The following is a 22084-nucleotide window of genomic DNA, read 5'->3' on the forward strand; positions in this document are numbered from 1 at the left end:
CATAGTAATAACGACATATTATTCCACCTCTTCCTTTAGCTTTTTCTTTTTAAAATTAGCTAATAAATTTCTTTGTTCGGACTTCATTTCACGATCGATTGTGTGTTGAAATGTAAAAGGTTCTAAAAAACTTTCTTTAGGCACTTCAATTTGATCTTCAAATTTCATTTCTTTAGCTAATAGGTTTGTTAGTAAAATCACATTGGCTTCAATTTTTGCCAAACGTCTTTCTGAATCTAAAATAGATTTTTTAGCCGTCACAGCATTAAAAAATTTTAATTCTTCATTTCTAGAATTAATTGAATTATTAATTGTACTTTCTAAGTTATCTAACAGTTTTCCATCTTTTAAATAATTTAAAACAGCTTGTAAAAAAATAACACGAATTTGTGGTTGCAAATTTTGATTATTTTGCTTTAAATTAGCCTTAAATAAATTCATTAATTCAATATCTTCAACATTGTATAGATCTATTCAAAATCTAGTCCTTTTACTCATTTTTATTTCTCCTTTTATAATTTCAAAGAAGGTACGAAAGGATACAATTGTGATTATAAAAACAAAAAAGCAGTACTTTCGTACTACTTTCTTTGTTAATTTGATTATAACACAAATTAAGAATAGACAAAACATTGTTCATTCCTTTAAAAAGTGTATTTTTAATTACACTTTTGGATATGTTATCTTCAAGTTTGATGATGGTCTCCATTCTGGTTTAGATTCATTGTGAATAAAATTCAAAGTCAGTTCACCTTGTAATAAATTTTTTCAAGGACTGTTTTTATTATTTTCATAACCTGTTAAAACAACTGAAATGTTGTTGTTGTTTTTATCTTTTGAAATTTTTAAATGTTTTAAATCACTTTGCTTTGGGGGTTGAATTTTAAAAATTTCAGTTGGTGCATCGGGATTTTTAGGATCTTTTTCTTTTAATTTAATTTTACCGAAACCATTCAAACCATGTTTTAATGTTTTTATTTTAAAATTTGGGTTAGATGGACTCTTAAATTCATCAAAATTCTTTAAATCTCATAGTTTATTTGCAATAGATTTAAATGAATTGTCAATTTGATTATTTATTCAATTTTTAAATTCAGGACTCTCAATGTTTGTAGGCTTTAAATTAAACTCTAAAGGTTCATATTTCAAATGCTTAATATTGAAAGATAAAGGACTGACATCAAATTGACTGGGATTAACTCCTGATGGTTTTTGGTTAACATCATTTATATCCACTTTTGTTATTTCTCGCACAAGTTTAATTACATTTCCAGTAATATTTTTTTTAGAATTATTAGTTTTTAAGTCTTTTTTCAAAGAAGACATACTGACTTCTTTTGGTACATAATCTTTAACTGATTGAATATATTCTCATTCTGGTGAATTTAGATATGTTTCTAGCATATATTGATATACTCATGTATTTGTTTTATTAGCTTCAATGTTTGAATAAACCAATTGATATAACAATGTGTTAACATAAGCAGTTCCAACAAAAGAAGTATTTATTTTCATTTGTTCTTCTTGATCAATGTGTACTGGTGGTTTTTTAATAGAAAATCTATTTGGATCTTTAGATGGAGGGTTTAATTCATCTTCGGTTGGAGCAATACTTTGATTAAATTGCTTATAAGTTGCTTCTTCAAAAATGATTAACTTTCATAAATGTTCTTGCAATTCATCTTTTGTTTTAAATTTAAAAGATTTAGAATCACCAAAAGAAAAATTTTTAACAAAATCTTTTAAATATTTATCAAATATTTTAGGTTCTTTTTCAAAACGTTGATCCAAAATGCTTATTGGTTGATATATATCTTGTTTTCATTCATCATTGTCAATACCGTGTCGAGAATTTTCGGCAATATAATTATAAGCTAAAATCCCACCAGCAGTGATTCCACCACCAATAGCTGTTGCTCCAACAATTTTAGTTGCTAACAATCACTTAATTGGCACATCAACTCACCTCCATTTCGTTGTTTTTCTCAATTAACAATTTCATATTACATCTCCAATCCATCATCTTCATTTGAAGATTGATTATCATTTTGAACAATTGGCTTTTGTAGATCAAAAGTTGGCATATGTACTGAAATTAAGACCCCAGGAACTACAGGAACTGCTTCCCCTTGTTTTAAAGCTTTTAGTGTTAATTCGTGCATGTAAAATTCAACAGCTTGTGTAACAATCTCTTCAGGTACTTTACTAATATCAAAACATTGAGTTTTAACATGTACTTTAGCACCATTTTTGGCTGCTTCAAGCTTTGATTCAAACCCATTTGTATAACCAATAGAATGAATCTTTTCACCTAAAAGATCTAATTGTTTAGATAACGAGTTTTCAGTATCTGTTAATTCTTTTTTAAGACCATTTAAAATATCTTTGTATGGTTTGGTTTGTGATTTCACACCGCCTAACTGATATTTTTTATATGATTTCATTTCATCTAAAATCATGTTAAACCTGTCTTTTGTAATACCCAATAATTCTGCATCTGACATACTAAAAACATCATCTAATATTGAATTTTCAAATTCATCTTTCAATGATTGAATTAATTTTGTTTGTTCTTGTTGGAACATTTCTTTTGCGATTAAAGTTTCATTAGAAACTAAAAATGTTTTTTTCATTCGTAATCCTTCATTTAAAGTCATAAAGACTCTTCAAAGAAGGTACAAAAGCATGCGATCACAGCTATATAAAAACAAAAAAGCAGCACTTTCGTACTACTTTCTTTGTTACATTGATTATAACATAAAACATAAATAATTCACTTAGCAATTTAAACCTTGAAAGTGTATTTTTAATTACACTTTTAAAGTTCGATTTCTTCTAAATCTTTTAGATTATTATCAGAAGCTTTTTTGTTTTCGTAATTTGAAATTATTTCTTTGTTGAATTTATCTTGTTTTTTAAGATATTCATTTTCAATTTCTAAAATTTTGATTCTTTCTAAAAGTTCTTCAACTTCAAATTTTAAACTTGCAATTTCTAAATCTTTTTTACCTAAAGGTTTTGGTGTTTTTTCAACTGGTTTTTGACCGTTGTTAGTATTAGAATTTTTAAATTTATCTACATTAAATGAATTAATGTAATCTTCTAATACTTTAAAATCAATATTACTATTAGTAGAAATATCATTTCACAATTTCTCATCCAGTTCTGTTTTATATCCTATGTTTTTATTGTTCGGCTTTAAAACGGTTAAACCAAATTCTTCAGCATGTTTTTTAAAGTTTTTATTATGGCGACCATTACTTTCTACATCGTGAATATTGTTTTCAGAACAATATTGATGAATCATTTCATGAAATAGCGTCGCAGTTACTTTTGCTGGATTACCATTAAAAACCAATCCATGTAAAACAATTTCATGATACTTCTCGTTTCAAACCGGATGATTGGTGTAGTGACCAAAAACCCTTTTATTCTTCGGATTAGAAACAATAGTAATAACCGCTTTACCTAATTTATTTTTGAAATGTTTTTCATTTAAATATGCATGTAAATCATTAAAGGTTTTGATCAAATTGGTCGAATCTATTAATTTATTTTCCATAATTATTTCATTTCCATTCCGTTGTCTTCTGATGCAATATCACCAATAGGTTTAAAAGTTGGTTCAGATGATGTGCTGTTATTATTGACAACAACATTTTTCATATTTTGGCATACATTAGTCTGACTATCCAAGTGTTTTTGCATGTTTGGCATTACATTATTATTAATAATTGTTTCATTTTTTAGGTTATTTAAAGTTTGATTGATAAGTGCAGTAGAAGTCATATCATGTCCCAAGCCAAGCCTAGCAGCAGATTCTTGGATGTGTGCTTTTGAGGCATAACTGACTTTTGGTGTTTGAGGAATTGGTTCTAAAGATTTTATATTGGTCTTTTTATTTTGAAAGTTAAAAGTAAATAATTTTTTAATGCCTTTAAAAAACTTTCCTATCTTCTCCCCAATTCAACCAAACAGACTATAAAATTTTAAAATTGGTTTAATCATATTAATTGACCTCCATTTCTAATGAATTTTCAACTCTTGGATATGTTAAATGTAATTCATTAATCAATTTAGCAGCATTCGGTAAATACTTATCTACTTCATCGTTTGAAAGATATTTATCATTTAATGATCATTGTTTTTTGAATTCATCAAAATTTTCATTAAATTGAAATTCCAAATCATTTTTAATTAATTTTTCAACTTTATTATATTCTTCACCATTTTTAACAGCTAAAGTCGGACTTACAAAAATCGATTCAACATCGTATTGAGATAATTTGTTATGATCAACATTCAAGCCTTCAATTGTTATAATAAATTCATGTGAATAATTTGATTTACATTCATAAAATTCATAATAATCTCCTTCTCAATCATTTCAAGAAATATCAGAATTTTCCAAAGATACTCATTCTCTTCTCGTTTGCAAACCTTCGAGATTACAAAGGTCGCAATTACTGCATTCCACGATACTATGATCCATACCTATTTTTCATAGAATTTTATCCATATCAATATTTTTTAATTCTTCTTGATTTTTAAATTCAACATACACTCCATTCAACAAGTTTAAAATAATTTCAATCTCGTCTTTATTAAATCATTTTGAAAAATATTTAATCTTTTGTTTTTCTTGTTCTGCAATTAATTTTGTTCAGGTGGTGTTCATATTATTCATTTTCTAATTCCTCTTCTTCTAATTCATCTTCTTCTAATTCATATTCATAATCGTCTAATAAAGACAAGGTTATTTTTATTTCATTCAATATCTCTCAGCCTTTGTTTTGTAATATAACTCAAGCAGAAGTATCTGAATCACCTGTTTGTGTTTGTCCTGGTCCTAATAGGTCAATAAAACCTTCAATTGAACTTTTAGCATCATATAAAAAATCTTCTAATTCTTCCATAATTTTTATCTCTTTTCTATTTTTTGGTTTTTCTTGTTCTGCAATTAATTTTGTTCAGGTGGTGTTCATATTATTCCATTTCCATTCCATCATCAGCTGTATCAACAATCTCTTCTAACAACTTTTTTGTTTGTTCTAAATCGTCAATTTCAACTAAAACATTTTGAATTCTTTCGTTTATGTTTCTAATTCTGTCCTGATTACATTTGAATTGTATTTTTCAATTTTGTATTTGTTTTTCGTTTTTTAACAAGAATGATTTAATTGTTTCAGGTTTACGTTCATCCACTTTTCCTTCTTTTTCAACAACCCCTTCTAACAACTTTTTTGTTTGTTCTAAATCGTCAATTTCAGCTAAAATCTTTTGATTGTTTTCGTTTATTTCTCTAATTTTGGATTGATTATCTTCTAAATATACTTTTAAATCTTGTAGTCGTGCTTCGGTATTTAACAAGAATTTATTAATTTTATTCATTTTCTAATTCCCCCTCGTCATCTTGGTGCATGTCGCAATCCTCTAACCCGCAAAATGCTTCACAAAATTCCTCATCGTGCCCAACACATGCTTCTTCATCCCCGCAATCTCTTCGGCAATAAGTAAATTCCTCATCGTCTTGGGTCATTTCATCTAATTCATCTTTAAAATCAATGATTGCTTTATTAGCATCACATAATATGCTATATAATTTTTCTTTTTCATATTTATTCATTGTTTTGTCTCTTTTCTGTTTTTTTATTGTATTGATCAAGAAAACAAGAAGCACATTCTTTGTTTTTGTGTGCTGCTTTATCATCGTGTTTTACTCAATCGTTGTCTCCAAGTGAAGACATTTTACTTATCACGTCTTGTGGTGTTTTAAAACCCATACTACTTAGCCTCCATTTCGTTATAATTTCGAATTTTTAGAATTTCATTTTCAAAATCTTTAAATTCTAATTGATAAACTTCAAAACCATTATTTTCAAGACTGCTTATTTCATCCATAAAATCCATATCAGCTCATTCCCCAACATTGTAAACAACTTCGTTTGTTTCTGAACTGTAAGCTAACGAATAAGGTGTTGTTAAGTAGTCTTCATCATGGTTTCCTGAAGTTTGTTGAAATTTATTTTCATTAAATTCGTCACGAAGTACATTTAAAAACAAATTTGATTTTTTTAAATCATTTATACTTACTTCAGTGTAATAAAATTTTTTATTCATAATTACTCCATTTCCATATCATTATCTGAAGAACTCCATATTGAATTTTCGTTTTCACCAGCCATAGAACGATAAATGTTTGTGATATTGTCGCTTTGAGCAACTAATTCACCAGCAACATTAAAGCTGAAAAATTGGGTATTTCAATCTCCTTCAGCTTCTAGAACTTGATAAATTTCAACATAATCGCCAAACATGGTCATAGAATCTCAATGATCAGATCAAGGTAAAGTATTTTGCATCGATACTAGATTAATTTCTCATAACCAATACCCAGGATCAATTACTACTTCTTCATTTACTAATTCACCAGTATTTTTAGAGAAAGTCTTTATGGTTGTACTGTTGTTATCATCAATAGTGTCATCCATATAATCATTTACATATTTTTGAATAGCATTAATAATTCTTAAATCTCGTTCTGCGTTTTTAATTCTTTTAGGAAAGTCAGAAAACTTTATCATTTTTTCCACATTGAATTGTTTGTATTTAGGTTGTATTTTTGTCATCTTAATTGACCTCCATTTCATTGTTTTCTTGTTGCAATTTAGATGTAATTCTTTCAATATTCTCTAAATTAACAGTGTCAATAGTTTCTTCAATTCATTCATCTAATTTATCCAAAATTTCTGTTTGCTCATCGTCATCATAGTCGTCAAGTGGTTTTGGACAAATTTGATCATAATATTTATTTCAGTCATCTTCATGTCCTGTTCATTGACCGTCAAGATAAGTTGCGATAAAATTTTCAGCTTCATCAACAGCACTTGCTACAATGTGCAAATTATATTTTTCTCTCATTAAAGAATAAATTGGTGTTGGTGGTGTTCACGCGGTTTCGAATCCAAAGCTTATTGATTCAATTGTTTCAAGATCTTTGTCAGAATCAATTTCAAATAAAGACAATTGTAAATGCTCTTCATCATCCAAATCCCACTTAGTTCCTCACATATCTATTTGGTGCTCAACTTGACTAATATTAGTTTTGTCATCAGGATTGATATTTTCATTAATTGGAATTAAACAATTAAATTTAAAGAACCCTTCAGATGTTGTGCTATCTTTAATTAATTGATTTAAATTTTTCTTAGAACCAATAATGGTTACTCTGTTTGCACATCAATTAGGCATATTATTCAACCTCCATTTCAGCTTCATCTGTGAATGTTAATTTTCGTGATTGTTCAAAGGTTAAACCATTTGTTAGATACAATGGATTAACTTCATCAGTTTTTGTTCAATTCATATAATTTAAAAAATCATTTGTTCTTTCTTCATTTTTAAATTGAAATCAAACTGGGATTGCATATTTTTCATGAGTTAAGTTTCTTTCATATTCTTTAATAATTACATCGGGATCACGTTCTTCAGAATTATCAACTTTTCAAGACCCAGCATTGTCACCAATTGCTAAAAAAACATATTCATAATTTGGTTCTTTAGATCTGGTGTCAATTTCTCCTTTAAAACAACAAGAACAAGCCATACTATTATCATCATCTCCATAATATGATCCGACTCTAGCATAAGGTTCGAAGAGAACATTATTGCTTTTACACCATTCTTTTATTTTTGATACAATTTCTAATTTGTTAACTTCATCATAAAAGTAGTTTCATTTTTTCTTATTCATACTGCATCTCCATTAATGCAAAAATTCTTAGCATTTGTAATCCTCCGTTTAAAGTCCTGTGGACTTTTTATTCAAAGAAGGTACAAAAGCATACGATTGTGGTTATAAAAACAAAAAAGCAGTACTTTCGTACTACTTTCTTTGTTACATTGATTATAACATAAATTAACTTATTTTAGGAAAAGTGTAATTAAAAATACACTTTTATCTTCTTATTCGATTTGATGTGTAATAACAGTCTCTTGTTAAACAAATTGTTGAACAAGTAAGAAAAAAGCGCTTACCACTCCGTAAGTACCCCAAAAATCATTTAAGATTTATTTTGATTTATTTATTGCATAAATATAATAACATAAAAAGCTAATCCATTTCTCATTCACTATCATTTTTAGAAATTGAAATATCATTTTCGATCAATTCAATTACATTGTTGATTTGACTTTCTAATTTTTCTAGCTTTTGGTTCATTAATTCTAAATCTTTAAAATGGATATATTTTTTTTGGTGAGAAAATTCATTATTTAAAAAAAGATTTAAAATTTCTTGTTGAAGTTTTAGTGAAAGAATAGGTTTTCTCAAATCATCTGGAAAATATGTTATTTTTTTATCTTTTTGATGACGGATAAAATCTGATTTTTCTTTTCCTACCCTTATATATGTATCTTTTTTGAATAACAGATTCAATGCATCATAATTATTTAATTTTATTCATGAATTTTTTGGTTCTTTAGAATTAAATTGACTAGTTAATTTGTAATATAAAGATTTACTTTCATTTTCATCATATGAAATTCTTTCATTTTCATCGATTAACTTTAATATAATTATTTTTGTTCTGCATAAATTCTTATTATTGTGTTTACAAGTTTCAATAGGAAAAACACATTCACCACCATTGTTTTTTAAAAAAAATAATTCCAGATTATAATAACTATCCATAGATGATTTCCATATCAAACCTTCTTTCTTTATCATCTATTTCATCTAATAAATTCATTTCTTTGCCATCAACAGCATTAATTCAAGATTTATATTTATGTGTAAAATCAGAAAGTTTTTTCGAATTGTTTAGTTCAAAAATTTTGTTTGTGCATCACTCTATCAAATTCAATTCAAATTCAGAAGAAAATATTTTGAATGTTTCAAATTCTTCATTTCATTCTAATTGTTTTTTTCCATTAGTTTTGTTAGATATTTTAAAAGGACTAATTTCATTATTTGAAGATAATTGTTCTAAAAAAAAATAATCTATAAAATCTTTCATTTTAGATGGAACAGGTCCATTCTCCATTCTAATCATTTTTTGACTAGTAAAATAATTTCCGGCTTGTTTCATGTACTCTATTTCTAATATTGAAATAAATTTTAAAAAATGAGTTTTGTAAATAGTAAATTTTCTTTGTTTTGATATATCAAAAAAACGATTAGATGCAAACCAAATCTTTTCAATATCTTCGGTGTCTAACTCAAAAAAAGAATTTATTTTTTTTCTTTTTGAGATCACTTCTTTTATATATTCTACATTCATAATAAACCTCATTTACATTATTAATTATACAATATAGTATAAAAAAACGTTGGCTTTTACACCAACATTTAGCCTAAACGGTCACGTACTTAGATTACGCTTAAAACCCAAATGTTTGTTTGACTCAGTTTCAAGGTCTTACACAAATATTATAGCATATCCAAAAAAAAATAGTCCTTTTAGGGACTATCAATCTTAAACAAATACTAAGTATTAACTCAACATTTGTTTAATGCTAATGCATCGATTAACCAATATTGGCTAAGAAGTCATCAACTTTAGCTTCACGTTCTGCACTTTTGGCTTTTTCTTTTGCAATTTCTTCAGGTGTTGCTTGTTTAACACTCATTTGTTCAACAATTAGTGGTAATGTTGTTTCAATTGGGGGTCAGATATCGATACCTTTGCCAAAATATGCAGCATCAATTCCATAAAAGTCATCTAAGAATATTTCAAGAGTTTGTTGTTTTGATAAACCAGCACCAAAATCATTAGCAGTTTCAGCAAAGGCTTTTAGATCCATAATATTAGGTAAAATATTAGTTGCTTCTTGAATATAAAGATTGTAATCTTTTTCTCAAAATGCTTCAAAGATTGATCTCAATTTTGCATCATAAATTTTAAATTCAATTCCAGCCATTTGTGTAGCTAATGCAAAATAATCTGGACGAGATTTAATAAATTTTTTCATTGCCTCCCCAGTCGCCATCGCTTCATGAATTTGTTTCATATCATCTCCCATGCGATACATTGGTGTTCCTAATTTCAAGGCTCAATATCAAGAAACTGTAATTGATGGAGTAATGACATAATTATTAACTTTAACTTCATCATTTCCTCCACCTAAATATCCTCCAGATGGAGAATGAAATCCACTTTGAACTTTACGCATTTTATCACTAGTTGGCCAATCTGGATCAAATCTGTAAATTGTTTTTTTATTCACATTATTATGAAAATTTTCATAATTAAAAAACTTTGCATCAACTCCTGGAATTTGAGGATTATTTTTGTAAAGTAAATAAGCTAATCAAATTCGTGAGCGGTCGCATCTTCATAATGTTCCTTGTCCATAAATTTTTTCGTATTGTTTAAAGACCACTTGTGATTGATCTAATTTTCGTTGTTGTTTTGCATCTCATCCAAATCCAAACATATATATTTCTCCTTATTATCTTGTTACTAAAGACATGTTTATTATAACATTTAAGATAAAATAATTCAATCTAAAACCCTTGACAAAATAAAGAAAAAAGTGTATATTTTAATACACTTTATTTCTAAAATTTTAATTGTGTTTTTTTGATATATCGCTAAGCAATTGATTTAAGGATAACAAATTAACACCATACATACCATGTCCAGCACCTTCAAAATCTATATATTCAGAAGCGATAAAAAACATATTGTATTTATTGGTATGGTTATCTAAATGATATTTATTGTTTTGATAAATTTCTACTCAATTTGTTGCTTTTTTAGATCTAATTCCTGTTTTGCGATCTATTTGTCAAAAAAACTTATTTTTAATAAAAAAACGATATTCATATTTGTTGTTTGTAAAAATATTAAATACAAATAATGTTCCTTCACAATCAAATATTACATGAGCCAGTAAATACTTTTCATTATAATAATAATATTTATTCCCGCCTTCTGAATCATTTGATTGAAACACTTTATTCACCTTTAAAAAATATCTCTTTAATAAATTTTCAATTTCTTCAATTCATTTTTGTTTTGTTAAATTTGTAAACACAACTATCCTCCAAGACCATTATTTATAATATTTACTCAAAAGTCATGATAATATTTAGCATCAATTCCAATCATCAAAACATTTATAGATTCATTTTCATTATATCAAACTTGAAAACTTTTAAATTTTAATTTGTTAATAATTTTTTTAGGATATAAAAGCAACGGTAATGTATCTCCGGTTTCATAGTCAAACAATTCAATTGCATAAAGTTGTTCGCCATATTTTTTTAGTAATTGTCCAATTGTCATATTGTTTATTCCCCTAATTATTATTTTGGTTTATTTTGTTTTGTTCATTCCTTCATTTCATTCTAATTGTTTTTTTCTTCCGATAGTTTTGTCTGCTTTACGGGCCTCTTTTGAAGGTTTAAAGTCTTTCATTGCTTTTGTTTCAATTTTGTTTTGGTGTTTTACTGTAGCAGAAGTTTGCTTTTTAGCAATCTTATGAGCAGATTTTTCTTCGGCAGTTAATGGTTTAACGTTCTGTTTTTCAACACGAGCATTAATTTTCTCAACTTTTCGATTTGAATCATTAACTTTTTTTTCTGCAAGAGCTTGTTTGTTGTTTAAAGTTTTTTCTATTTTAGTTGTTTTGTATGCAATAGGTTTATCAGTGTGTTGAATTGCTTTTTCTTTTGCTCCAGCTTTTCGCACCATCTTGATATCTTTTGCACGTTGATTGATGAAACCTTTATGTGCTTTGGCGTATTCTTTTGTGCCTTCTTCGAAATGACCATATTCGTTAAATTGTTCAGTTAATCTTTGTGTAGCATTATTGAAACGAGTTTCATAATCACCTTCAAATTTAGCAGTTCCTTTACCTCCAACTTCACCAGTTCTAACATCAGCAACTTTTTGAGAAATTTTACTACGCATTTGAGTATATCGTTCACCAATTTTAGCTTTAGCGGCCCCTCTTTTCTTTTTAGATAATAAAGCGGCTCCAGTTCCTAAAACAGCTCCAGCAATTCCAACTCCAGCCATAACAGCTCCACCACGACCTCTTCAAGCACCAAACATATTTTTTACTGGTTCAGGTGTGTTTTGAGTCATTTTTTCAGCTGCATCAGCCATTCCTTCAACTCCATCAGATTCTTGAGGACTTAATTGGTCAGATCCTCCCATCATACGATTGTTTAGTCCACCAAGACCATGTTTTTTCTTTCAGTCTTCACTTCTTCCAAGCCCTCATGATTTGTTTTGTAAAGTTTTACTTCCAATCGCAATTCCGGCTCCAACTCCACCAACACGAGCAGATGCTAATACTCCAACTCCGGCAGCTTTAACTGCACCTTTCACTGACTCATTAGCTGCTCTATCAATGGCTTTTTCGCCACCTGTAAACATTGAAGCTAAACTTGGCCCCATCATGATTCAAGCAGCACTTGCTAAGATCATAATTAATCTAAAGGTAGTGTCAGTCATTCCACCAGCTCCAGGTATAACTTGAGATGGTTTAATTTTAATTAGTATTCCTAATAAAACAATTGACGACAAGTATGTACTTAAGCCTAAGGCGACTGCTAAGAATTTGTTTAAGATTGCTTCTCTTCAAACTTTTAATCTTGCACCATCATCTTGAACGGTTGTAGCAGCTACCACTGGTCCTTTAATAAATAATCAAAAAATTTCAAAAGTTTTTAAAGCTAATGAAACTACCCCAATAGCCATTCCATAAAACATTCCAAATGTTCCTGCAATAGTTACAAGAATATTATATTGTCCTTTTTCCAATAAATTTCCTGGTGGTTTTCATAAAGCAGTTCCACCAGCAACTGTAATTTTACCGTCTCAATTAACATCACCAATGTGATATAACATCCCAGAAATTGAACTTGCTTTATTAGCACCTCCTTCATTGTTTCCAAAAATGAAAACAATTAAATTCACCAGATGTACTGTAAAACCAGCAAGAATAAATAATGCGAGTGGCATAAAGACTGCTGTTGCAATTCCAATTAATGAAAATTTTGTTGCTTTAACAAGTCTTTCTTTGACTTCCAAATCGTCACTCATACAAATGCTCCAATAATTAACGCCCCAAAGAACGCCCATGAGCATAAAACTAAATATTAGAAATGCTCAAAAGGCTATTGGAAGATTTGCAAATGAGAATGTTGTAATCGTGTTTCCGGCTGCATCAGTTGAACCAATTCCAAAAATAACTTGTAATACTAATTGACCAGATAAGTACACAAAAAGTTGTTCAAATGTTTCTAACAACATTAATATCGGTCCAATTAAGACTAATCAAACAATAGAAAAAACAAACCCCGTTAAAGATGAGCTAATTACATTATTTAATAAGTCAAATAATCAATCAAACATTTAGTACCTCCTTGTTTAAAATTGTTTTTTAAATGCAAATAAAAGTGTATTTTTAATTACACTTTTTTCATAGTTATTCTAGAGTTTTAGCAATGGTGTCAATGAATAAAAATCAACCAATGATCTTACACTTAACATTTTAGTGTTTCCTCCAACTCCTCAATCTTGTTGTAAACCAGATAGTGATTCTCACATCAATGTTCCAATTGTTCCAGCCGCTAAACAAATTGCTAAACCAACTCCAACTCCACAAATTTGTCATATTTTTTTGGTCATCGCTCCCTCTGGAACATCATCTTCTTTATTTAATTTAACGATTGCAAATGCAATTCTAATAACTGCAAATAGAGCGAATGCTGCCGCAATAAAACCCACAATTGATAGAATTGGTCCAATTCATTCTTTTACTTGTTTTGTAATTCCCGAAAAATCCAAACCTGCATAAAAATTAATCATTTTTTTACCTCCTATTTTCTGTTTCCAAAGAGTAGGACGAAGTATACAGTTTTAGATTGTAAAAGCAAAAAAAGCAGTACTTTCGTACTACTTTCTTTGTTACCTTCATTATACCATAAAATATATCTTCAACACAATGGTTATAATCTTTTTTTGGATTTAATTCTTTGGTCATTTAAATCATTTTTTAGCATTCGTAATCTTCTGTTTAAAGTTTTGAAGATTATTTCATTCCATTGAATGAATTTTCATATAATTCAATGTCTTTTTTTAATCCATTTATTTGATTTTCGTCTGGATATGTTGATAATTTTTGTGTTTTTAGCAATAATTTCAAGTCTTCAATTTTCTTTTGTTTTTCACTTGCAGACAAAGAATTAAATTCCATCAATTTTAAATTATTAATATCAAAATTTGGTTTAGGTCTTTTGAACATTGGTCGTTCAAATTCTTTGGAAACTCTTGATAAATTTGTCGGATCAACTATCGGTTCAACATCATCTTTTTGAAATTTATAGTTGCTTAAATCAAAAAAATAACTTTCATCATACATTATTGGATTGGGAGTTGAATCAAATTGCAATTTTCCAAAGAAATTCATTACTCCAAGTTTTTTTAATTTATATAAATGTTTAAATCTAGTAATTGCAGGTTGCATACCAGCATACAAGACAACAGCTAATTCATCATCACTGTTAGTTAATTTAAATAGATCAGCTGCAGTAATTAAATCCTTACCAACCATTGATGTTGACGATTTGGAAGATTGTGAATTATCATCACTAACTGATCTTGTTAAAACAGTTTCTTTTCCACATTTTTTTGCTATCATTTCATTAATGTTTTCATTATCTGATTTCAAATACACTGTTAATAGACAGTTAGATTTAATTGTTGTTGCGCCTCTGTCATACTCTTTATCAATTTGAGCCAAATCTTGCACAATTAATGTAAAGAAAATTCTTCTTGAACGTGAAACAGACAAAATAGTATCAAAGTTAGCAATGGCTGGCATATTCCCAAACTCGTCGAGCAAGAACATTAAATCTCGATCTAGTTCTTCTCGCCCAAAATCAATTCTATTTCGATCAGCAACAAAAGAACATGCTAAATATAATTGTGAAACAAATAATGAAGCTAATGGGTGTTTATCTTTACGTTGGTCAGGAACAATCAAGAATAATGCGGTAGGTTTATCCTTAGAAGCAATTTCAAATAAATTAATATCATTTTTACACAATATATCTTGTAAAGATTCATCTGCAAAAATTCTTGTACCGTTAGATACAGCACTAAAATACGAAGAATTAGTATTTTCACCACAATCAATTTGAGCAGAACAAGTACCTCAAGATCCGGATGTAGGATTTAAATAACCATATTTTTTAAATCAATTGTTCAATGAAGTTCTGTTTGCTAAAATTTTTTGAACAGTAACCATATTAAAGTTTTTTTCAGTAATTGCAGCAAAATCTTTTTCTTTAATTTCTAACATTGCCATTAAAACCCCTTTAATTAAAGATTTAGCTCCATTCGGTCAAATATCTTCTTTAGATGAACTAGAATTGATTAAAGTTTCGGCTAAATCCACAATCTCTTGTTGAGCTAATGATTTAAAATACTTAATTTGAGAAGTTAAATATTTATCGTAATCTTCTTGAGTATAAATAATTTTTTTATCAAACTTATCAATTCAAAATTTCTTTTGCTTTTTATTATTTTTAAAATCATCATAGCATTTTGTACAATTAGGAATTGTATCTTTTAGACAAGAAAAATCATGGTTTATTTTTGCGTTGTCTTGTTTGGATGATTTTTTAATTGCTTGAATGAAATCCTTTTCATATGTAATCGCAATTGTAAAAAATTTTAATGTTTGAGCCAAAGGATTTCAACCCATTGATTTAGATGGGTCTTTAAAATTTAAAACTTGAACATTGTATCCTTGTTTTTCTAAATCCATTTTTGTTACATCAAAAATTTCGCCTTTTGGATCAGTAATAACAAAACTAGGTTTTCTATTTGTTTTAATTCCTGTAGTGGGATCAACAATATCTTTTAATCTTGAATTTGTGAAAATGGTTGGAAAAATAACTTTTTGAGTTTTACCCGATCCTGTTGAACCAATAATAATTTGATGCACCACATCTCGCACCGAAATTCCATGATAAAGTAATTTATGTTTACCATTCTTATTAGTATAAGTTGTCCTAGTTAAATACGATGGAATTTCAAAATTAGGAGTATATACCTTCTCAAAGTCTTTTAAATTAATTTTTTCAGGTTTACGTTCATCCAAAAGTCATTTACCTGAACCATATTCAATATTATCCGTTTTAGTAACATGGTCACGATTTTTTTGTTTTTTAAAGAAGCAGATGTTAAAAGATCTTATAATTAAGAATAGCAATGCACCTAAAGAAATATATAAAGCAATATTTGCTTTTGGTACAAAAAATGGTGATTTAAAAGTTTTATTAAAAGCTTCTAAAAATGTTAGTTTTAACGTCTTGTCAACAATTAATGAGATTAAAATCAAGATTGAATTTAATACTATAAACAATAAATATGCAATTACTATTGAACCTAAAATGTACAATCCAAACTTTCATCATTGGTTTGGGGTTTTTATATTTGTTAAAAACTTGTGTTGTGTTTTTGTTTTCATATTATTTTATTTATTAACCAACGCTTTACCAATTGCATGAAGATTAACTCATTCTTGGAAGAATCCAGATCCGAAACCAATTGATAAAAATATAATTCACAAAACTACGGTAATTCCAAAACAAATTCAAAATTGAAGTTTTAGTTTTTTGTGTAATAACTGGTATGAAGCATCATTGTCTAATGTGCCCACTATGGTTTCTTTTACTGTGTTAAAAGAATCTGTTGATGATGCTTCTTGTTTTTTTTGACGCAAGTAAGTTTTTAAATTAATTTTAGCTTTTTTTATGTGTTTTGTTTTCTTTTTCAATCTTCATCTTTGAAGTAAGAAAAAAATACTTACTCCCAAAAAACCTACGCTTAATAAAGCTAATAATTGTAATGCTATTTCCATTTTAGTGTTCCTCTCTAGTTAAATTCAACTTTAGCTTGAATAACATTTTCTAATTCTTGTGAAATATTAAATTTAATATTGTGTGTTTCATAAGATCCAACTCTAAGAATGAATTCTCCACGCTTAGCTCCTAGCAGGAAATCTCTTTGAGATTCAGTTAAACCACCAATTGAACGATACATTGTTTCAACCGTTTCTATATTTTGAGGTAATGTTTTACCAATAAAAACATAAATTGAGTTGTTTAATATTGCTTTTGTTTTTTTAGCAATTTCAGGTGTGGAATAAAAATCTTCCAAGTTTTGCGTTGCTAAGAAAACAGAACCAGCACGTTTACGAATACGTTTTACTAACTGATAAATAAAATCTAAAGCCATCATATTTTTTTCATCTAATAATAAGTGAGCTTCATCGATCAATACAAACATTTTTTTATCAGTCATTAAATTATTCAATTTAACTTCATTTTGAATAATTGAAGTAATTAACATTAATTGTGCTTGAATTAAATTTGGTGCTTTTTCTAATAAAGATTGAATGTTGTAAACAATAATATCTTTTGTGGCCTTTGGAGTGATTACACTTGGGCCATTATAAAGTTCGGCATATTTACCTGTTTCTTGAAAGTTTTGTTCCAATAAAGTCACACAGTCATCATAAATTTCTGCTTGAAATTTTGGATTCTTTGATTTAATTTGTGATTTTATAAAATCTATTAAATTGTTAAAAGTTGGATATCATTCAACTTTCTTTTCTGTAATTTTTTTGGTTTTAACATATTTTGGTGTTTGGTATAATTCTCCTAACGCAAATGAAATCATTGGAGCCATTTCGTTAATATTTTTACGATCGCTAAATAATGTTTTTAATCAAGTTTCAAAAAACTCAATATGGTATTGAAGAATTTCTTTTCTAGATAAAGTATCTTTATCATTATCAATAAGTTGAATTTGTGGTTGTAATGGATTAATTCTTCCTTCTCTTCCAGTTCCAGCATCAATTACCAATCCACCAAAATAATGAGCAATTGAAGCATATTCATTTTCTGGATCAATGGCTCTAATTTTATTTCCTTTAGCAAGTTCACCTGTCATCAAAACCTTTAGAGCGGTTGTTTTACCACCACCAGAATTAGCAACAAAGAAACCATTGTGATTCATACGATTATCATCTTTAATAAAAATATCCAAAAGAACTGGTTCACCTAATTCATTTAATCCTATTGGTGTGCCGGTTTCATCTCGTAAATTTGATGATAAGAAAGGAAATGATTCAGCTAGTGCTGTTGCAGGAATATGTACTCCATATTTATTTCCATATTCATCTGTTGGTTTTAACAATGCACCAGAAAATGCAGTTAATTGTAAAAAACTCATATCATCAATCAAAATTTTATTGTTCTTTAATTGTTTAAAGAAAATTTGTTTATAGTCATTCAATTGTTTTAAATTTGTATCATAAGAATAGATGTAAGTGTTAACTCTTTTTATCTTTTCATTACCAGAAGATAAATCTTCTACTAATTGTCAAAGAATTTCAGATTCTTTTTCTAATTTAGCTTTACCAATTAAATCTTTATTAGAGTGTGTTTGTGTATTTGCTCTAAGAACTTGAATTTGTTGAGAAATTTTTTGTGAAATTCCTTCATTTTTTATCTCATTTATATTCATAACAAAGTTAGAAGGAGAAAAGACCAATGGAGCAAGTCATGATCTTGTTGGATATGCAGGATATTCCTTAATATTTGTAACGTTTATATAATACTTAAATTTTTCTTCTTCATTTTGCGATTCACTAAAAACAGATAGATATTTACCACTTTGTTTTAAATTATTAAATGACAAAATATCATCTAGTTTATCTTTATGTTCCATTATATATTCTTTAGAATATTTTTTTTGATATGGATTAATTAAAGATAAATAAACATTTACTAATTCAAAAGCTTCAATATGTTCAGATTTAAAACCCACAGTTGAACACTCATGTTTTAATTGTGCAACCTCTTTATATAACTTTTGTTTATTGGTTGAATACAAAACAAAGTAAAATTCACGATCTGTGTTATTAGATGAAATAAAAGAATCTTCACTATCATGTAAATTTATATAACTTTTTAATTGTTTAATTCTTGATTTTTTTTCATGTTTATTTCATTTTAAGTTTTCATTAACTTCGATAATTTTATTTTCAAAAAATTTTTTATTAGATTTCAACTCTAATGGACGATTAATTTTTACTAAAGAAACATTTAATTCTATTCTTAAAAATAATTTTTGTAAGTTACCCATTAATAGGTCTTGTTCTTCTTGTGAAAAACGGAACAAATCAAAACCCGAAACCTTAACAGCCGTTGCTAAAAAGCTTTTATTTTTAGAAGCTGTTTTTGTTGCAACAAATTTTGGCGACTCATTTTCATCACCAACAATTGAATCAAACGCAACTAAATTGCGTGTATCATTCACTGTATTGAATTTAAATTTCTTAATTTCCGAATTAAATTTGAAAGACTTATAAATAACTTGATAAACTCTTAACTCTCTTCCAACTTTAGTAGGTAAAATTAAAATAAACCCTAATGCAAAAACAATTAGACCTGTTAAAACTTGCACAGGTATCCCTGCAATTGATAAAGTTATTCCAACAATAATTGCAATAACTCCAGCAACAAAAAGTCAAATCAAATCATATACTGTAAACCAACTTTTATTTTTACTTAATTTCAACCTATTATCCAATTTCTTGGGTATGTAACTATTTCTTATACTCATTTCTATTTCTCCTTTTATAAATTCAAAGAAGGTACAAAAGCACGCGATTGTGGTTATAAAAACAAAAAAGCAGTACTTTCGTACTACTTTCTTTGTTACATTGATTATAACATAAACTTTAATTAATTTGCTTAGTTAATTGTTTGTCTTTTGTATCGATTAAATATTGAATTTCGCGAGCTTTTTGAGTTGATAAATATTGAACTTCATCTATAAATTTATTAATTGAATATTCATCTTTGTTTTTCTTTCAATCAACAAAAGAATAATTATCAGTAGAATTAAAAGTATTATCCGTTTTAAAACTAGTTGGTTGATTCTTCCTTAATGTTGGTAAGGTCATATATTCAACATCTTCTAATAGTTCATTACCGATTTGTACAAGAATTCCTTCATAAATTCCATTTTCATTTTTATGAAAGATATTCTCATTTATAAATTCATTATTTTTAAATTTTAGAAATTCAATTGGATCAGATAAATCAAATTTATAATCTCATTGCAATTCTTCATCATTTAAATTAGTTAAATTGTATAATTCAATTTTATCAAGATTTGGATATTTAGATTTTACAAAGTCAGAATCACTATATGATTCAAAGAATAAATCAAACTGTTTTTTAGCAACATTTTTATTTATTTCTAAAAATTCAAGATATTTATCATTTAATGCAGGATTATTTTCTAAATAAATTGTTGTTAAATTTAATAAATTGTTCTTGTCTTTTTTAGATAAATTTTTTGAACCAAAGGTAAGATTATTGTTTTTTGATTTAATTTTTTTGACACTTCTATAACATTTTAAAAGATTGCTACTTAAAGGTTTTTTAGTTAAAATCAAATCTTCAAAAACTTCTTGAAAATTATTATGTGTAGTTTTATAAGCAGCTCTTAATTCATCCCTACTTTGAAACAAATCATCAAAAACTTCCATATTAGATTTAATATCTGATTCAATATTAATTTCTAATTCACGCATAGAATTTAAATTTAACATAAATGTTTTTCTAAATTCTTTTTGCTTAGTTTCATTATTATACTTTGTTGGATATTTTTCAAAGAACGCAAAGTGAAAATGAGTATTATCGGTATTTTTGTGAAAAGAAATTGCTGTTTCCATTTGTTTTGGGTTTAATTCATTTTGAATCATTAATTTCTTTAAATTACGACTTACAATTTTGTGAAATTCTTTACCTGAAAAAATTTGATGTTCGTTCATAAAATCTTCAGAAAAAGATATCACTCCCGATCAAATAAGTTGGTCATCAACAATTTTGTTAAAAGCTTTCTTTTTGAAATACATTTCTTTTCTAGAAATTTCACCTTTTAAATCAAAAACACCTGTATGAAGTTCTTTTGTCGATGTTAAATCTAATAGTGTTTGTTTATAGTCTTTAAACGATTCATCCCATATAGCCTTTTTAATACTTGTATAAACATCATGATTTTCAGAAAGACTTTCAAGCAATGTCTTTTTTTGTTTTAATGAATAATTATATTTTTTTCAAGCATTTGCTTTTTTTGATTGTAATTGAATAATTTCTTCGGTTGAAAATTCAATTCCTCTAGTTGCTTCGTGTCTGGCAATATAATCCAAATAATCTCCTGATTTATATCAGTTAGCTTTTTTGCTTGGTTTTGGGATGGCATTAGACACTGCTTTAACTTCTAATAAAACAGGGGTTGTTTTTTTAATCATGTTGTTGAAGCTCCTTGTTAATTGATTCTTTTTTTTCGGTCGTTTTAGAACCATTCAACATCAACGAAACATCTTTATCATTAAATATAAATTTTTCTTTAAATTCATTGGATTTCAATGATGATTTTATAAATAAATTTCAATAAGATTTATAATTATCTTTTGCTGGTCACTTCTTATTAATTCAAAAAAGAATAATACAAAGGATAGGAATTAAAAAGAATAAAGTAGTAGATATCAAAAAATGAGTAGAAACTATCGATAACATTTCTGGATCTATATTTATCAAATCAATGTCATGTGTTTCGTGAGCAATCCCTGCAATCGCTCCCAGTACTACAATTCAAACAAATGTTGAGAATATAAAAAAAGCCAACATAGTTAAAAGACAAAGTCCTAAGAAATAATACAAACCTCTTTTTCATTTATAGTTTTTTTCATACTCAGTTTTAAAATTGATAAATTCATCCGTTAACTGATTATATTTTTTATTCTTGAAAATTGAATTATATTTTTTGAATTCCAAGTTAACGAAAGGGTCGATGTAAAATTTCTTGTTGTTCATTTTCTTTTTTTCTTGACTAATTGTTTTGGTTTTATTGAGTTTTTTTTCCATTTTATTTCTCCTTTTATAATTTCAAATAATGTACGAAAGGATACAATTGTGATATATAAAAACAAAAAAGCAGTACTTTCGTACTACTTTCTTTGTTACATTGATTATAAC

26 protein-coding genes are annotated in these 22084 nt (G+C 27.5%); all 26 read right to left on the minus strand.

Going from position 1 to position 22084, the window contains the following annotated elements:
* Window positions 1-18: 18 nt before the first annotated feature.
* The 26 genes from ELUMI_RS02565 to ELUMI_RS02685 all read right to left on the minus strand — a co-directional run bounded on the left by ELUMI_RS02565 (window position 19) and on the right by ELUMI_RS02685 (window position 21973).
* Window positions 19-498 carry a hypothetical protein gene (locus ELUMI_RS02565; protein WP_025734643.1) on the minus strand — a complete coding sequence of 160 codons (480 nt, stop codon included), beginning with the start codon at window positions 496-498 and terminating at the stop codon, window positions 19-21.
* Between the two features lie 165 nt (window positions 499-663).
* A complete protein-coding gene (locus ELUMI_RS02570) occupies window positions 664-1956 on the minus strand; it encodes a hypothetical protein (protein ID WP_025734644.1) in 1293 nt (430 codons plus the stop codon).
* Window positions 1957-2003: 47 nt separating this feature from the next.
* Window positions 2004-2633 (minus strand): hypothetical protein, encoded by a 630-nt coding sequence (locus ELUMI_RS02575; RefSeq protein WP_157843907.1) that lies wholly within the window; start codon window positions 2631-2633, stop codon window positions 2004-2006.
* Between the two features lie 185 nt (window positions 2634-2818).
* A complete protein-coding gene (locus ELUMI_RS02580) occupies window positions 2819-3562 on the minus strand; it encodes a SprT-like domain-containing protein (RefSeq protein ID WP_025734646.1) in 744 nt (247 codons plus the stop codon).
* A gap of 2 nt (window positions 3563-3564) precedes the next feature.
* The gene (locus ELUMI_RS02585; RefSeq protein WP_025734647.1) at window positions 3565-4008 is read right to left on the minus strand and encodes a hypothetical protein; all 444 of its coding nucleotides are present in this window, start codon (window positions 4006-4008) and stop codon (window positions 3565-3567) included.
* Between the two features lies 1 nt (window position 4009).
* Window positions 4010-4687: a hypothetical protein gene (locus tag ELUMI_RS02590; protein WP_025734648.1), complete on the minus strand. Its 678-nt coding sequence runs from the start codon at window positions 4685-4687 to the stop codon at window positions 4010-4012.
* Window positions 4680-4985, minus strand: coding sequence for a hypothetical protein (locus tag ELUMI_RS02595; RefSeq protein WP_025734649.1), 306 nt, complete (start codon window positions 4983-4985; stop codon window positions 4680-4682). The genes ELUMI_RS02590 and ELUMI_RS02595 overlap by 8 nt, the downstream gene beginning before the upstream one ends.
* Window position 4986: 1 nt before the next feature.
* Window positions 4987-5391 (minus strand): hypothetical protein, encoded by a 405-nt coding sequence (locus ELUMI_RS02600; protein ID WP_025734650.1) that lies wholly within the window; start codon window positions 5389-5391, stop codon window positions 4987-4989.
* A complete protein-coding gene (locus tag ELUMI_RS02605; RefSeq protein ID WP_025734651.1) occupies window positions 5384-5626 on the minus strand; it encodes a hypothetical protein in 243 nt (80 codons plus the stop codon). Before ELUMI_RS02605 ends, ELUMI_RS02600 begins: the two co-directional genes overlap by 8 nt.
* The gene (locus ELUMI_RS04530; RefSeq protein WP_156921429.1) at window positions 5619-5783 is read right to left on the minus strand and encodes a hypothetical protein; all 165 of its coding nucleotides are present in this window, start codon (window positions 5781-5783) and stop codon (window positions 5619-5621) included. The genes ELUMI_RS02605 and ELUMI_RS04530 overlap by 8 nt, the downstream gene beginning before the upstream one ends.
* 1 nt (window position 5784) lies before the next feature.
* Window positions 5785-6120: a hypothetical protein gene (locus ELUMI_RS02610; RefSeq protein WP_025734652.1), complete on the minus strand. Its 336-nt coding sequence runs from the start codon at window positions 6118-6120 to the stop codon at window positions 5785-5787.
* Window positions 6121-6122: 2 nt separating this feature from the next.
* Window positions 6123-6629 (minus strand): hypothetical protein, encoded by a 507-nt coding sequence (locus ELUMI_RS02615; protein WP_025734653.1) that lies wholly within the window; start codon window positions 6627-6629, stop codon window positions 6123-6125.
* Between the two features lies 1 nt (window position 6630).
* Window positions 6631-7251 carry a DUF1281 family ferredoxin-like fold protein gene (locus ELUMI_RS02620; protein WP_025734654.1) on the minus strand — a complete coding sequence of 207 codons (621 nt, stop codon included), beginning with the start codon at window positions 7249-7251 and terminating at the stop codon, window positions 6631-6633.
* 1 nt (window position 7252) lies between these two features.
* On the minus strand, window positions 7253-7753 hold the full coding sequence (locus tag ELUMI_RS02625; RefSeq protein WP_025734655.1) for a hypothetical protein: 501 nt from the start codon (window positions 7751-7753) through the stop codon (window positions 7253-7255).
* A gap of 360 nt (window positions 7754-8113) precedes the next feature.
* Window positions 8114-8728 carry a hypothetical protein gene (locus ELUMI_RS02630; RefSeq protein WP_156921430.1) on the minus strand — a complete coding sequence of 205 codons (615 nt, stop codon included), beginning with the start codon at window positions 8726-8728 and terminating at the stop codon, window positions 8114-8116.
* On the minus strand, window positions 8685-9281 hold the full coding sequence (locus tag ELUMI_RS02635) for a type II toxin-antitoxin system antitoxin SocA domain-containing protein (RefSeq protein ID WP_025734657.1): 597 nt from the start codon (window positions 9279-9281) through the stop codon (window positions 8685-8687). Before ELUMI_RS02635 ends, ELUMI_RS02630 begins: the two co-directional genes overlap by 44 nt.
* A 247-nt stretch (window positions 9282-9528) precedes the next feature.
* Window positions 9529-10437, minus strand: coding sequence for a hypothetical protein (locus tag ELUMI_RS02640; RefSeq protein WP_025734658.1), 909 nt, complete (start codon window positions 10435-10437; stop codon window positions 9529-9531).
* Between the two features lie 132 nt (window positions 10438-10569).
* A complete protein-coding gene (locus ELUMI_RS02645; RefSeq protein WP_025734659.1) occupies window positions 10570-11040 on the minus strand; it encodes a hypothetical protein in 471 nt (156 codons plus the stop codon).
* Window positions 11041-11042: 2 nt separating this feature from the next.
* The gene (locus ELUMI_RS02650) at window positions 11043-11291 is read right to left on the minus strand and encodes a hypothetical protein (RefSeq protein ID WP_025734660.1); all 249 of its coding nucleotides are present in this window, start codon (window positions 11289-11291) and stop codon (window positions 11043-11045) included.
* 30 nt (window positions 11292-11321) lie between these two features.
* Window positions 11322-13370, minus strand: coding sequence for an Mbov_0396 family ICE element transmembrane protein (locus ELUMI_RS02655; protein ID WP_025734661.1), 2049 nt, complete (start codon window positions 13368-13370; stop codon window positions 11322-11324).
* A 78-nt stretch (window positions 13371-13448) separates the two neighbouring features.
* The gene (locus ELUMI_RS02660; RefSeq protein WP_025734662.1) at window positions 13449-13826 is read right to left on the minus strand and encodes a hypothetical protein; all 378 of its coding nucleotides are present in this window, start codon (window positions 13824-13826) and stop codon (window positions 13449-13451) included.
* Window positions 13827-14049: 223 nt separating this feature from the next.
* Window positions 14050-16494: a type IV secretory system conjugative DNA transfer family protein gene (locus tag ELUMI_RS02665; protein ID WP_025734663.1), complete on the minus strand. Its 2445-nt coding sequence runs from the start codon at window positions 16492-16494 to the stop codon at window positions 14050-14052.
* Between the two features lie 6 nt (window positions 16495-16500).
* The gene (locus ELUMI_RS02670; RefSeq protein WP_025734664.1) at window positions 16501-16887 is read right to left on the minus strand and encodes a hypothetical protein; all 387 of its coding nucleotides are present in this window, start codon (window positions 16885-16887) and stop codon (window positions 16501-16503) included.
* A 14-nt stretch (window positions 16888-16901) separates the two neighbouring features.
* On the minus strand, window positions 16902-19658 hold the full coding sequence (locus tag ELUMI_RS02675) for an Mbov_0397 family ICE element conjugal transfer ATPase (RefSeq protein ID WP_025734665.1): 2757 nt from the start codon (window positions 19656-19658) through the stop codon (window positions 16902-16904).
* A gap of 118 nt (window positions 19659-19776) precedes the next feature.
* Complete coding sequence (locus ELUMI_RS02680) at window positions 19777-21357, minus strand: relaxase MobL (protein ID WP_025734666.1); 1581 nt, start codon at window positions 21355-21357, stop codon at window positions 19777-19779.
* Complete coding sequence (locus ELUMI_RS02685; protein ID WP_025734667.1) at window positions 21350-21973, minus strand: transporter permease; 624 nt, start codon at window positions 21971-21973, stop codon at window positions 21350-21352. The genes ELUMI_RS02680 and ELUMI_RS02685 overlap by 8 nt, the downstream gene beginning before the upstream one ends.
* Window positions 21974-22084: the final 111 nt, after the last annotated feature.

The sequence above is a fragment of the Williamsoniiplasma luminosum genome, assembly GCF_002803985.1.
In the GTDB taxonomy this organism is placed as follows: Bacteria; Bacillota_I; Bacilli_A; order Mycoplasmatales; family Mycoplasmataceae; genus Williamsoniiplasma; species Williamsoniiplasma luminosum.